At 73.6% G+C, this 13,454-nt stretch carries 7 protein-coding genes; all 7 read left to right on the top strand.

What is annotated here, in order from left to right:
* Positions 1 to 38 precede the first annotated feature (38 nt).
* Positions 39 to 1,316, top strand: coding sequence for a tryptophan synthase subunit beta (gene trpB / locus Cph01nite_RS06195; RefSeq protein ID WP_203672494.1), 1,278 nt, complete (start codon positions 39 to 41; stop codon positions 1,314 to 1,316).
* On the top strand, positions 1,313 to 2,149 hold the full coding sequence (gene trpA, locus Cph01nite_RS06190; RefSeq protein WP_203672335.1) for a tryptophan synthase subunit alpha: 837 nt from the start codon (positions 1,313 to 1,315) through the stop codon (positions 2,147 to 2,149). Before trpB ends, trpA begins: the two co-directional genes overlap by 4 nt.
* On the top strand, positions 2,146 to 3,021 hold the full coding sequence (lgt, locus tag Cph01nite_RS06185) for a prolipoprotein diacylglyceryl transferase (protein WP_203672333.1): 876 nt from the start codon (positions 2,146 to 2,148) through the stop codon (positions 3,019 to 3,021). Before trpA ends, lgt begins: the two co-directional genes overlap by 4 nt.
* A gap of 154 nt (positions 3,022 to 3,175) precedes the next feature.
* Positions 3,176 to 7,741: a glutamate synthase large subunit gene (gltB, locus tag Cph01nite_RS06180; protein ID WP_203672330.1), complete on the top strand. Its 4,566-nt coding sequence runs from the start codon at positions 3,176 to 3,178 to the stop codon at positions 7,739 to 7,741.
* A complete protein-coding gene (locus Cph01nite_RS06175) occupies positions 7,734 to 9,200 on the top strand; it encodes a glutamate synthase subunit beta (RefSeq protein WP_203672329.1) in 1,467 nt (488 codons plus the stop codon). The genes gltB and Cph01nite_RS06175 overlap by 8 nt, the downstream gene beginning before the upstream one ends.
* Positions 9,201 to 9,306: 106 nt before the next feature.
* On the top strand, positions 9,307 to 10,743 hold the full coding sequence (gene pyk, locus Cph01nite_RS06170; RefSeq protein ID WP_203672327.1) for a pyruvate kinase: 1,437 nt from the start codon (positions 9,307 to 9,309) through the stop codon (positions 10,741 to 10,743).
* A gap of 114 nt (positions 10,744 to 10,857) precedes the next feature.
* Positions 10,858 to 13,386, top strand: coding sequence for a helix-turn-helix transcriptional regulator (locus tag Cph01nite_RS06165; protein WP_203672325.1), 2,529 nt, complete (start codon positions 10,858 to 10,860; stop codon positions 13,384 to 13,386).
* Positions 13,387 to 13,454: the final 68 nt, after the last annotated feature.

Genomic DNA, 13,454 nt, shown 5'->3' with positions numbered 1-13,454 from the left:
GCGCCCCGGCCCCCGGACGCGGGCAGACCGGCCGCAAGATGCGCGACGCGCTGCTCGCCGGCGGGCCCCTCGCACGGCACGAGGGCCCGTACTTCGGTGACTTCGGCGGACGGTTCGTGCCCGAGGCCCTCATCGGCGCCCTCGACGAGCTGGAGACGCACTACCGCAAGGCGCTGGCCGACCCCGCGTTCTCCGACGAGCTCGAGCGGCTGCACCGCACCTACACGGGTCGCCCGAGCCCGATCACGGAGGTGCCGCGGTTCGCGCGGCACGTCGGCGAGGGTGTGCGGGTCTTCCTCAAGCGGGAGGACCTCAACCACACCGGGTCGCACAAGATCAACAACGTCCTGGGGCAGGCGCTGCTCGTCAAGCGCATGGGCAAGCACCGTGTGATCGCCGAGACGGGTGCGGGGCAGCACGGGGTCGCCACCGCGACCGCCGCCGCGCTCCTCGACCTGGAGTGCGTGGTGTACATGGGCGAGGAGGACACCCAGCGGCAGGCGCTCAACGTCGCCCGCATGGAGCTCCTGGGTGCCACGGTGGTCCCGGTCACGATCGGTGCGCGCACCCTCAAGGACGCGATCAACGAGGCGCTGCGGGACTGGGTCGCGAACGTCGAGACGACCCACTACATGCTGGGCACCGTGACCGGGCCGCACCCGTTCCCGGAGATGGTCCGCGACTTCCACCGGGTCATCGGTGACGAGGCCCGCGCGCAGATGCTCGACGAGACCGGCGCGCTGCCGGACGCCGTCGTCGCGTGCGTCGGCGGCGGGTCGAACGCGATGGGCATCTTCAACGCGTTCCTCGACGACCCGCAGGTGCGCCTGTTCGGCTTCGAGGCCGGCGGTGAGGGGATCGCCTCCGGCCGGCACTCCGCGCGCTTCTCGGGGGGCGCCCCGGGCGTCCTGCACGGCGCGCGCAGCTATCTCCTCCAGGACGAGGACGGGCAGACGCTGCCGAGCCACTCGGTGTCGGCGGGCCTGGACTACCCGAGCGTCGGGCCGGAGCACGCCTGGCTGCACGAGACCGGCCGTGCGCAGTACCGCCCCGTGACGGACGACGAGGCGATGCAGGCGTTCCGCCTGCTGTGCCGCACGGAGGGCATCATCCCGGCCATCGAGTCGGCGCACGCGCTCGCCGGGGCCATCAAGCTCGGCGCCGAGGCGGCGACGTGGGCGCAGGACGGCCGTGAGCCGGTCCTGCTGGTCAACCTCTCGGGACGAGGGGACAAGGACGTCGCGACGGCCGCTGCCTGGTTCGGGCTGATCGAGCCGGAGCCGGTGCTGAAGGCCGACGAGGGGGAGCAGCTGTGAGCGTGACGGACGTGCGGTCGGCCACGGGGGAGAAGCTCGCCGAGCTGGCCGCGGGTCCCGCCCCCCGGGCGGCGCTGATCGGCTACCTCCCGGTCGGCTTCCCGTCGGTGCCCGGGTCGGCACGTGCCGTGCGCACGATGGTCGAGGCCGGGGTCGACATCGTCGAGCTGGGCGTGCCCTACACCGACCCCGTCATGGACGGGCCGGTGATCCAGGCGGCAGCCAACCACGCCCTCGCGCACGGCACGCGGGTGCCCGACACCCTACGCGTCGCCGAGCAGGTGGCCGACGCCGGTGCGCCCGTGCTGGTGATGACCTACTGGAACCTCGTGCTGCGCTACGGCGTGGACGCGTTCGCGCGGGACCTCGCCGCCGCGGGCGGGGCCGGCCTCATCACGCCCGACCTCATCCCGGACGAGGGCGGCGAGTGGATCGCGGCGGCGGACGCCCACGGTCTCGACCGTGTCTTCCTCGTCGCGCCGAGCTCGACCCCCGAGCGGCTCGCCTCCACGGTCGCCGCGAGCCGTGGCTTCGTGTACGCGGCATCGACGATGGGCGTCACCGGCGAGCGCGCGACCGTGGGGGAGCGGGCCGAGCAGCTCGTCGCCGACACGCGCGCGGCAGGGGCGTCCCGCGTCTGCGTCGGCCTGGGTGTCTCGCGGCCCGAGCAGGCGGCGCAGGTCGCCGGGTACGCCGACGGTGTGATCGTCGGCTCGGCACTCGTGCGCCCGCTGCTCGAGGCGACCGACGAGTCCGCCGGTCTCGACGCGCTCGCGGCGGTGGTCGGAGGCCTGGCGGAGGGCGTGCGCTCGGCGTCACGGAACCCCCGATGATCCTGCCGCTCGCGATCCCGAGCCCCTCGCAGGGCGTCTGGTACCTCGGGCCCTTCCCGCTGCGGGCCTACGCGCTCGCGATCCTCCTCGGCATCGTCGTGGCGACCGTGATGACGCAACGGCGCTGGAAGGAGCGCGGCGGGGACCCCGAGGAGGTCCTGGACATCGCCTACTGGGCGGTGCCCTTCGGGATCGTCGGCGGTCGCATCTACCACGTCCTCAGCTCACCGGACGCGTACTTCGGACCCGACGGCGACCCGTGGAAGGCGTTCGCCATCTGGGAGGGCGGTCTCGGCATCTGGGGTGCGGTCGCGCTCGGCGCTGTGGGGGCCTGGATCGGCTGCCGGCGCCGCGGCGTGCGGCTCGCGCCGTTCGCCGACGCCCTGGCACCCGGTCTGCTGGTGGCCCAGGGCATCGGTCGCCTCGGCAACTGGTTCAACCAGGAGCTCTTCGGTGGGCCGACGACGCTGCCGTGGGGGCTGCGCATCGACGACCTGCACCTGCCGGCGGGGTACGACCCCGGCACGCTGTTCCACCCGACGTTCCTGTACGAGCTGCTGTGGAACCTCGCCGCGGCCGCCCTGCTCATCCACCTGGAAAGGCGCCGTCGGCTGGGGCACGGCCGGGTCTTCTGGCTGTACGTGGTGCTCTACACCGCGGGGCGCCTGTGGATCGAGATGCTGCGCATCGACCCGGCGGAGACGGTGCTGGGCGTGCGGCTCAACGTCTGGACGTCGATCCTGCTGGGCCTCGTCGCGCTGGTAGCGTTCGTGGTGGTCGGGCGTCGGCATCCCGAACGTGACACGACCCTCCTGCTGACACCCCCCACCACGCAGGACGACGAGGCGGACATCCCCGACCGCGCCCGGTGACACCCGGTGCGTTGAACGCGATGACGTCCCACGTGGTCATCGCGACCACCCCGCGGGCGGTATCGTCGCCTCACTGCACGGGCCGACGACGTCCCGGTACCCCCCTTGTTCGTGCGACACCCCGGCCCTCCCGGGGACTGTGAGGACGGTGCTGATGTCGACGTCGCCCGTGAGCCCCGGCGCCGCCGTGGCGCCCGCCCGGCACGCCCTCTACGACCCTGCGGCCGAGCACGACGCCTGCGGGTTCGCCTTCGTGGCGACGCTGCGCGGCACGCCCGGCCGCGACATCGTCGACGCCGGCCTGACCGCGCTGCTCAACCTCGACCACCGCGGGGCGGTCGGCGCGGAGGAGGACAGCGGCGACGGGGCCGGCATCCTCACCCAGATCCCCGACGCCTTCCTGCGTGACGTCGTGGACGCCGAGCTGCCGGCCGCGGGCTTCTACGCGATCGGCATGGCGTTCCTGCCGGTCGACGAGGCCGAGCGCGCGCACGTCGTGGCGGCCGTCGAGGCCGTCGCGGCGGAGGAGAAGCTCGAGGTCCTCGCCTGGCGCGACGTCGTCGTGACGGCCGACCTCGTCGGGCCCACGGCCCGGGCCTCGATGCCGGTGTTCCGCCAGCTCGTCGTGGCCGACCCGTCGCGCGAGCTCTCGGGCATCGCGCTCGACCGTCGCGCGTACCGCCTGCGCAAGCGGGCGGAGCGCGAGCACGGCGTCTACTTCGCGTCCCTCTCGGCGCGCACCATCACCTACAAGGGCATGCTGACGACGGGTCAGCTCGAGCCCTTCTTCGCCGACCTCTCGGACCCGCGCTACGCGTCCGAGATCGCGCTGGTCCACTCGCGGTTCTCGACCAACACCTTCCCGTCGTGGCCGCTGGCGCAGCCGTTCCGGATGGTCGCCCACAACGGCGAGATCAACACCGTCCGGGGCAACCGCAACTGGATGGCGGCGCGCGAGGGCATGCTGTCGTCCGAGCTGCTGGGCGACCTGGCGCCGCTGCTGCCGGTCTGCACCCCGGGCGGCTCCGACTCCGGCAGCTTCGACGAGGTACTGGAGCTGCTGCACCTGTCAGGCAGGTCGCTGCCGCACGCCGTGATGATGATGATCCCGGAGCCGTGGGAGAACCACGCGCAGATGGACCCGTCGACGCGGGCGTTCTTCGAGTACCACTCCACGCTCATGGAGCCGTGGGACGGGCCGGCGGCCATGACCTTCACCGACGGGACCCTCATCGGTGCGGTGCAGGACCGCAACGGGCTGCGCCCCGGCCGGTACTGGGTGACGGAGGACGGCCTGGTCGTCTGCGCCTCCGAGGCCGGTGTGCTCGACATCGACCCCGCCGCGATCGTCGCCAAGGGGCGGCTCGAGCCGGGCCAGTTCTTCCTCGTCGACACCGGCCAGGGCCGGATCGTGGCCGACGTCGAGGTGATGGCCCAGCTCGCCGCCCAGCGCCCCTACGCGCAGTGGGTGCAGGAGAACGCGGTGCACCTCTCGCAACTGCCGGACCGTGAGCACGTCGCGCACTCCTCCGCGTCCGTGCGGCGCCGGCAGCGGGCCTTCGGGTACACCGAGGAGGAGCTCAAGATCCTCCTGGCACCGATGGCGTCCGCCGGTGCCGAGCCGCTGGGGGCGATGGGGTCGGACACCCCGGTCGCGGTGCTCTCCAAGCGGCCGCGGCTGCTCTTCGACTACTTCACGCAGATGTTCGCGCAGGTCACCAACCCGCCGCTCGACGCGATCCGCGAGGAGCTCGTCACCTCGATCGGTGGGGCGATCGGCCCGGAGCCGAACCTGCTGGTCGACGGTCCCGAGCACGCGCGCAAGATCATGCTGCCGTTCCCCGTCATCGACAACGACCAGCTCGCCAAGATCGTGCACGTCGCGAAGGAGCCGTCGCTCGGGTTCCGCGCCACGACGATCCGCGGGCTGTACAAGGTCGACGGCGGTGGGGCCGCCCTCGAGCGCCGCCTGGAGGAGATCTTCGCCGAGGTCGACCGCGCGGTCGCCGACGGCGTGAGCTTCCTGGTCCTCTCCGACCGCAACTCCGACGCGGACCTCGCGCCGATCCCGTCACTGCTGCTGCTGTCCGCCGTGCACCACCACACCCTGCGTCGGCACACGCGCACGCAGATCTCCCTCGTGGTCGAGGCCGGTGACGTGCGCGAGGTGCACCACGTGGCCCTGCTCATCGGCTACGGTGCGGCGGCCGTCAACCCGTACCTGGCGATGGAGACGGTCGAGGACCAGGCCCGCAGCGGGTACCTGCCGGGGGTCACTCCCGAGAAGGCCGTCGCGAACCTCATCAAGGCGCTCGGCAAGGGCGTCCTGAAGGTCATGTCGAAGATGGGGATCTCGACGATCGCGTCGTACCGCGGCGCTCAGGTCTTCGAGGCGATCGGGCTGTCCCACGCGCTGGTCGACCGCTACTTCACGGGGACGACGAGCAGGCTCGGGGGCATCGGCCTCGACGTCATCGCCGCGGAGGTCGCGGCCCGGCACGCCGACGCCTACCCGGCGAGCGGCAACCGCCAGGCGCACCAGCGGCTCGCGGTCGGCGGCGAGTACCAGTGGCGCCGCGGGGGCGAGGAGCACCTGTTCGACCCCGAGACGGTGTTCCGCCTGCAGCACTCCACGCGGACGCGTCAGATGGACGTGTTCCGCGAGTACACCGCGCGCGTCGACGAGCAGGCCGAGCGCCTGATGACGCTGCGCGGCCTGCTCCGGTTCAAGGAGGGCGTCCGCCGGCCGGTGCCGATCGACGAGGTCGAGCCCGTCAGCGAGATCGTCAAGCGGTTCAACACCGGCGCCATGTCCTACGGCTCGATCTCCGCCGAGGCGCACGAGACCCTCGCGATCGCCATGAACGAGCTCGGTGGCAAGTCGAACACCGGCGAGGGCGGCGAGGACCCCGACCGCCTGCACGACCCGCGCCGCCGGTCGGCCATCAAGCAGATCGCGTCGGGGCGGTTCGGCGTGACCAGCGAGTACCTCACCAACGCCGACGACATCCAGATCAAGCTCGCGCAGGGCGCCAAGCCCGGCGAGGGCGGCCAGCTGCCCGGGCACAAGGTGTACCCGTGGGTGGCGAGGACCCGGCACTCGACGCCCGGGGTCGGTCTGATCTCGCCGCCCCCGCACCACGACATCTACTCCATCGAGGACCTCGCGCAGCTCATCCACGACGCGAAGAACGCCAACCCGTCGGCCCGCATCCACACCAAGCTCGTCAGCGAGTTCGGGGTGGGGACGGTCGCGGCGGGCGTCGCCAAGGCGCACTCGGACGTCGTCCTGATCTCCGGGCACGACGGCGGGACGGGCGCCAGCCCGCTGACGTCGCTCAAGCACGCCGGCACCCCGTGGGAGATCGGGCTGGCGGAGACCCAGCAGACGCTCGTGCTCAACGACCTGCGCGACCGCGTCGTCGTGCAGGTCGACGGCCAGCTCAAGACCGGGCGCGACGTGCTCGTCGGGGCGCTGCTCGGGGCCGAGGAGTTCGGGTTCGCGACGGCCCCGCTCGTCGTCTCCGGCTGCGTGATGATGCGCGTCTGCCACCTCGACACCTGCCCGGTCGGCGTCGCGACCCAGAACCCGGAGCTGCGGGCACGCTTCACCGGACGGCCCGAGTTCGTCGTCACCTTCTTCGAGTTCATCGCCCAGGAGGTCCGTGAGCATCTCGCCGCACTCGGCTTCCGCTCGATCCAGGAGGCCGTCGGGCGCGTCGAGATGCTCGACACGCGGGACGCGATCGACCACTGGAAGGCCGAGGGACTCGACCTGGCGCCGGTGCTCGCGGTGCCCCAGCCCAAGCCCGGCTCGGCCCTGTCGCACGTCCGGGCGCAGGACCACGGCCTGGAGCGTGCGCTCGACAACCAGCTCATCGCGCTCGCCGCGGACGCGCTCGAGCGCGGCGAGACGGTCCGGATCGACCTGCCCGTGCGCAACGTCAACCGGACCGTCGGGACGATGCTGGGCCACCACGTGACCAAGCGGTACGGCGGGGCCGGTCTGCCCGACGACACGATCGATGTGACGCTGACGGGCTCGGCCGGGCAGTCGTTCGGTGCGTTCCTGCCCCGGGGCATCACGCTGCGGCTGTTCGGCGACGCCAACGACTACGTCGGCAAGGGTCTGTCCGGCGGCCGGATCGTCGTGCGCCCCGACCGCAGCTCGGCGCTCACGAGCCAGCACAACGTCATCGCGGGCAACGTCATCGGCTACGGCGCCACCGGGGGCCAGATCTTCCTGCGCGGGCTCGTGGGGGAGCGGTTCGGGGTGCGCAACTCCGGGGCGACCCTCGTCGTCGAGGGCGTGGGCGACCACGCGTGCGAGTACATGACCGGGGGGACGGTCCTGGTGCTCGGGCCCACGGGTCGCAACCTCGGGGCCGGGATGTCCGGCGGCACCGCCTACGTCCTGGACCTGACGCCCGCGCTGGTCAACCTCGACGCCGTGCGCAGCGGCGAGCTCGCGCTCGACCCGCTCGACGACGACGACCACGACCTCGTCCAGGCGCTGCTGCGGTCCTACGCCGAGGAGACCGGCTCGATCGTGGCCGCCCAGCTGCTCGAGGACCCTGCCGCCACGCGTGCGCGCTTCACCCGTCTGCTGCCCACCGAGTACGCCCGCGTCCGCAGCGCGCTCGCCGAGGCCGAGGCCGAGGGCCTCGACCCGAGCGCGCCCGGCGTGTGGGACAAGATCCTGGAGGTGGCCCGTGGCTGACCCGCGCGGCTTTCTGAAGGTGCGGGACCGCGAGCTCCCGCCGAACCGTCCCGTCGAGGTCCGCCTGCGCGACTGGAAGGACGTCCACGCGCACCTCGAGGAGGGGCAGCCGTTCCTCAAGGAGCAGGCCGGGCGCTGCATGGACTGCGGCATCCCCTTCTGCCACAACGGGTGCCCGCTGGGCAACCTCATCCCCGAGTGGAACGACCTCGTGTGGCGCGGGCAGTGGTCCGACGCGATCGACCGTCTGCACGCGACGAACAACTTCCCCGAGTTCACGGGGCGGATCTGCCCGGCGCCGTGCGAGACCAGCTGCGTGCTGGGGATCAACCAGCCGGCGGTGACGATCAAGAACGTCGAGGTCTCGATCATCGACGAGGCGTTCGCGCGCGGCCTGGTCACCCCCCAGGTGCCGCAACGGCTCACCGGCCACACGGTCGCCGTCGTCGGGTCCGGTCCCGCCGGCCTCGCGGCCGCGCAGCAGCTGACCCGCGCGGGCCACACCGTGGCGGTGTACGAGCGCGACGACGAGATCGGCGGCCTGCTGCGCTACGGCGTGCCGGACTTCAAGCTCGAGAAGATCCACATCGACCGGCGGCTCGAGCAGATGCGCGCCGAAGGAACCCGGTTCCGCCCCGGCGTCGAGGTCGGCAGGGACGTCACCTGGGTGCAGCTGCAGGCCCGGTACGACGCGATCGTGCTCGCCACGGGCGCCACCGTCCCGCGGCAGCTGCAGGTGCCGGGGCTGGAGCTCGAGGGCGTCCACGTCGCCATGGACTACCTGCACCAGGCCAACGCCGTGGTCGCGGGCAAGGACGTGCCCGACCAGATCACCGCCGCGGGGAAGCACGTCGTGATCATCGGCGGCGGCGACACGGGATCCGACTGCCTGGGCACCTCGCTGCGGCAGGGGGCGGCGTCGGTCACCACGTTGGCGATCGGCAAGAAGCCTCCGACCGAGCGACCCGAGTCGCAGCCGTGGCCCACCGACCCGGTGGTGTTCGAGGTCTCGTCCTCGCACGAGGAGGGAGGCGAGCGCGCGTACCTCGCGTCGACGGTCGAGTTCCTCGGCGACGACGGCGGGCACGTGCGGGCCCTGCGGCTCGCCCGCACCGAGTACCTGCCCGACGGCCGCCGCGTCCCGACCCCGGGCACCGAGCGTGACATTCCCGCCGACCTGGTGCTCGTGGCGATGGGCTTCACCGGGCCGGAGACCGAGCATCTCACCGAGCAGATCGGCATCGACCTGACCAGCCGTGGCGCGGTCGCCCGCGACGACGACTACGCCACGAGCGTGCCGGGCGTCTTCGTCGCCGGTGACGCCGGCCGCGGCCAGTCGCTCGTGGTGTGGGCGATCGCGGAGGGCCGCGCAGCTGCCGCCTCCGTCGACGCCTACCTGTCGGGCTCCTCCGAGCTCCCCGCCCCCGTCTCCGCGAGCGCTGTGCCGCTGCGCCCCTGACCACCCGTCCCCCCGTCCCTTCCCGGGACACGTACCCGCAGGCCGGGCGCGACCCCCGGGACGTCCGGCCCTGCGGCCGAAATCCAGGAAGGCATAGTCTCCAGTTATGCGTAGAGCCAAGATCGTCTGCACCATCGGCCCGGCGACGGAGTCGCCCGAGCAGGTCCAGGCCCTCGTCGACGCCGGCATGGACGTCGCGCGCCTGAACCGCAGCCACGGTGACACCGAGGTGCACAAGCGTGTGTACGACAACGTGCGCGCCGCGGCGAAGGCCTCGGGTCGCTCGGTGGCCGTCCTCGTCGACCTCCAGGGCCCCAAGATCCGCCTCGGGCGGTTCGTCGAGGGCAAGCACGACCTCGCGGTCGGTGACGTCTTCACCATCACGACGGACGACGTCGAGGGCACCAAGGAGCGCGTCTCGACGACGTTCAAGGGCCTGACCGGCGACGTCAAGCCCGGTGACCCGATCCTCATCGACGACGGCAAGGTGCTCGTGCGCGTCACCGCCGTCGAGGGCAGCGACGTCATCACGCGCGTCGAGGTGCCCGGCCCGGTGTCGAACAACAAGGGCCTGAACCTCCCCGGCGTCGCGGTGTCCGTCCCGGCGATGAGCGACAAGGACGAGGAGGACCTGCGCTGGGCCCTCAACGTCGGCGCCGACCTCATCGCGCTGTCGTTCGTCCGCACCGCGGCCGACTACGACGACGTGCGTCGCATCATGGAGGAGGAGGGGCGCGTCGTCCCGGTCGTCGCCAAGATCGAGAAGCCGCAGGCCGTCGAGAACCTCTCCGAGATCGTCCAGGCGTTCGACGGCATCATGGTGGCCCGTGGCGACCTGGGCGTCGAGCTCCCGCTCGAGCAGGTGCCGCTGGTGCAGAAGCGGGCCGTCGAGCTCGCCCGCCGCAACGCCAAGCCCGTCATCGTCGCGACCCAGGTGCTCGAGTCGATGATCACGAGCCCGCGCCCGACGCGTGCCGAGGCCTCCGACTGCGCCAACGCGGTGCTCGACGGTGCGGACGCGGTCATGCTGTCCGGCGAGACGAGCGTCGGGGACTTCCCGATCGAGGCCGTGCGGACGATGGCGCGGATCATCGAGAGCACCGAGGAGCTCGGTCGCGAGCGCATCGCGCCCCTCGGCTCGGTGCCCTCGACGCGCGGTGGCGCGATCACCCGGGCCGCAGCCGAGATTGGAGAGCGCATCGGGGTGAAGTACCTCGTGACGTTCACGCAGTCCGGCGACTCCGCCCGGCGGATGTCGCGCCTGCGCGCGCCCATCCCGCTGCTGGCGTTCACGCCCGAGGAGGACGTGCGCAACCGCCTCTCGCTGTCCTGGGGCGTGCAGACGTACCAGGTGCCGCGGGTGGACAGCACCGACTCGATGGTCAGCCAGGTGGACCACACCCTGCGCGCCAACGGCCTGGCCGAGGTCGGCGACTACGTCGTCGTCGTCGCCGGGACGCCCGTCGGCGTGGTCGGCTCGACCAACACCGTCGTCGTGCACAAGATCGGCGACGAGGACACGGCCCGCAGCCGCATCGCCTGAGACGTCCGACCCGACGGCCGTCACCCCTGCGGGGGTGGCGGCCGTCCGTCGTCGTGAGGGCCCTGCCGTCGGCCCCGGCGCGCCGCAGGTCGCCACGATGGCTAGCGTGGGGAGATGCTGGGGCCCTCCGCGCGCGACGTCGTCGTCGAGGGCGCCGTCGACGCCCTGTGCGGGGGCTCGGCCGTCCTGCTCACCGGCCTGGCGGGCGCAGGGGCGTGGGACCTGGCGGAGCGGGCCGCCGCACGCCTGGGGGACGACGGCTGGCACGTCGTCCGGCTCAGGGGGAGCATCGGGGTCTCCGGCCGCGCCTTCGCCGCCCTCGCGCTCGGCGGCATGAGCCCGCGCGGCGCGACCGCCGACGCGTACGCCGCAGGCGTGGCGCGCCTGGTGGACGGCGCCGGCCCGGGGCGGGGTGTCGTGCTCGTGCGGCACGCGGACCTCGTCGACGCCGACACGGCCGCCGTGGTGGCCGCCGCCGGCGCGAGCCGGCTCGGTGTCCTGGTGACGTCGTCCCCGGGACGGGCGTGCCGCACGGCGGCCCTGCGGTCCACCGGTGACCTGACCGTGTGCAGCTGGGAGGCCGCGCCCCTGCGCTTCGACGAGATGCAGGTCCTGGTGCACCGTGAGCTCGCCGGCCGCGCGGACGTCGACCTCGTCAGCCGCGTCTACGGCTTGTCCGGGGGTCTGCCCGGCCTGGCGCGGGCGATCCTGCACGGAGCACGCCGCGACGGTCGCCTCGTCCTGCAGGGCGGCGTGTGGTCGGCCGTGGGCGAGGTGCGCTCGGCGGAGCTCGTCGGCACGGTCGACCGCCTCCTGGCCGGTCTCGGCGGCCGGGAGCTGCGGGCCCTGGAGACGCTGGCCGTGCTCGGACCTGTCGAGCCCGTCGTGGCCCGTCGGGTCGTGCCGTGGCGCACCCTCGTCGCGCTCGAGGACGCGGGCCTGCTGCGGGTGCTGGACCTCGGTGACCGTGACGAGGTCGTCGTGACACCGCCGCTGGTGGCCGAGCACCTCACCGCGGCGCCGGGGCGGGAGCGGCTGGTGCGCACCCGGCGGCGCGTCACCCGTGAGGTGGAGCGGCCCGCCGGACAGGTCGCGGTGGCGTCGCGCGGGGGAGCGCAGATGCCGTCGGAGTGGGGGACGTCGCGCGACGAGGCAGCCGTCCTCGGCCGTCGTCTGCGGCGGTCGCGGGCGACCCGGGTGGACCAGCGCCGCGACGAGTGGGCCGCGGCGCCGTCGACGACCTCGGGGCTCCTGTGGCTCAACGCGCTGCTCGAGGCGGGCTCCGGCGCTGCCCTCCTCGAGGCCGTGGAGGACGAGGTCATCACGCACCTGGACCCGGACGGCGTCCCCGTCGTGGAGTCGTGGCGGGCGCTGCGGCTCGCCTGCGTGGAGCGTGACCCCGGTGCGGCCCGCCGCGTGCTCGTCGGGTCGACCGCCACGGAGCGGACCGCGGTCCTGGACGACACCCGGCGGCGCATCGACCTGTTCCTCGGTACGGGCCCGGTGCCCACCGCGACGACGCCCGGCTCGGACCGTCCCGAGGACCGCTACGTCCGGGGGTGGTCGCTGCTGGCGGCCGGACGGGTCGTCGACGCGGCGGACGTGCTGAGCGGCGAGCCCACCGCTCACGACCCGCTGCGCGTCGACCCCCGGCCGGCCGCCGTCATCGCCGAGCTGCTCGACGGACGTGTCGAGGCAGCGGTGCAGCACGCCTCGCGGCTGCTCGCGGAGGCGCGTTCCGCCCTCGACGGTGCCGCCGTCGAGTCGTGCGCGTACGTCCTCGCGCTGTGCCTCGCGCTCGCCGGCCGCAGCCGCGCCCTGCGCGAGCACCTGTGGGCCAGCCTCGCGGTGGGGGCGTGCGCGCCCTTCGCGCCGCACGCGCGTGCGGCGCTCCTGACGATCGGCGCGTCGCTGGCGGCCAACGACGGGCGGACGGTCCCGGCGCGGGCCATGGCGGACCAGGTCACGGCGACGGCGCTGCCGCTGGGACCGGTGCCGCTCGCGTCGGCGGGTGTCGCGCAGGCGCAGGCGGCGGTCGCGGCGGGGGACCTCGGCGCAGCGGCGGCGCACGGCACGTGGCTCGAGGTGGACGCCCTGCTCGATCGCGGCTGCGTCACCGCAGCGGTGCTGGCGGCGAGTGCAGCGGTCGACGTCGCCGTCGACCACCCGGCGGCGCTGCGGGTCGCGGCCGCGTCCGCGGGCGCCCAGGGGGCGGTGCTGCCGGCGCTCGGCCGCTACGTGTCGGCCGTCGCCGAGGGGCCCGCGGCACGGCTGGCCGACGTGGCCGACGAGCTCCGCGGCTGCGGCCTGCCGGTCCACGCGGTCCGCGCCTACGCCCGGGCCGCGCACCTGGCCACGCTGGCCGGTGACGCCGGCTCCGCAGGTCGGTACCTCGCCGGCGCGGAGGACGTGGCGCGAGGAGCCCGGGGTGACCTGGACCGCCTCCTGGCCCTCGTCGGGCCGGTCGCGTCGTTGTCCGCCCGCGAGGTCGAGGTGGCGCGCCGCGTGGCGGCGGGCGCGCAGAACCGGGAGGTCGCCGCCGCGCTCGGGGTGTCGGTGCGCACGGTCGACAACCACCTGTACCGGATCTACCGCAAGCTGGGCGTCACGGACCGCGAGGGGCTGGCGCGCCGTCTGGCCTGAGGTCGCCGCCTCGCGGCACCCCGCCGGCTGAGTGCCGCCGCGCGCGCTGCTCGCCGCGCGGGGTCGAC

The sequence above is a fragment of the Cellulomonas phragmiteti genome (assembly GCF_016862775.1).
GTDB classification, from domain to species: Bacteria; Actinomycetota; Actinomycetes; order Actinomycetales; family Cellulomonadaceae; genus Cellulomonas; species Cellulomonas phragmiteti.
This window is presented reverse-complemented; position numbering and strand designations above follow the sequence as displayed.

What these genes read in the sequence shown, in the direction of transcription:
- trpB (WP_203672494.1), top strand. Translation starts at nt 39, where the DNA reads ATGCGCGACGCGCTGCTCGCCGGCGGGCCCCTCGCACGGCACGAGGGC.
- lgt (WP_203672333.1), top strand. Translation starts at nt 2,146, where the DNA reads ATGATCCTGCCGCTCGCGATCCCGAGCCCCTCGCAGGGCGTCTGGTAC.
- pyk (WP_203672327.1), top strand. Translation starts at nt 9,307, where the DNA reads ATGCGTAGAGCCAAGATCGTCTGCACCATCGGCCCGGCGACGGAGTCG.
- gltB (WP_203672330.1), top strand. Translation starts at nt 3,176, where the DNA reads ATGTCGACGTCGCCCGTGAGCCCCGGCGCCGCCGTGGCGCCCGCCCGG.
- Cph01nite_RS06165 (WP_203672325.1), top strand. Translation starts at nt 10,858, where the DNA reads ATGCTGGGGCCCTCCGCGCGCGACGTCGTCGTCGAGGGCGCCGTCGAC.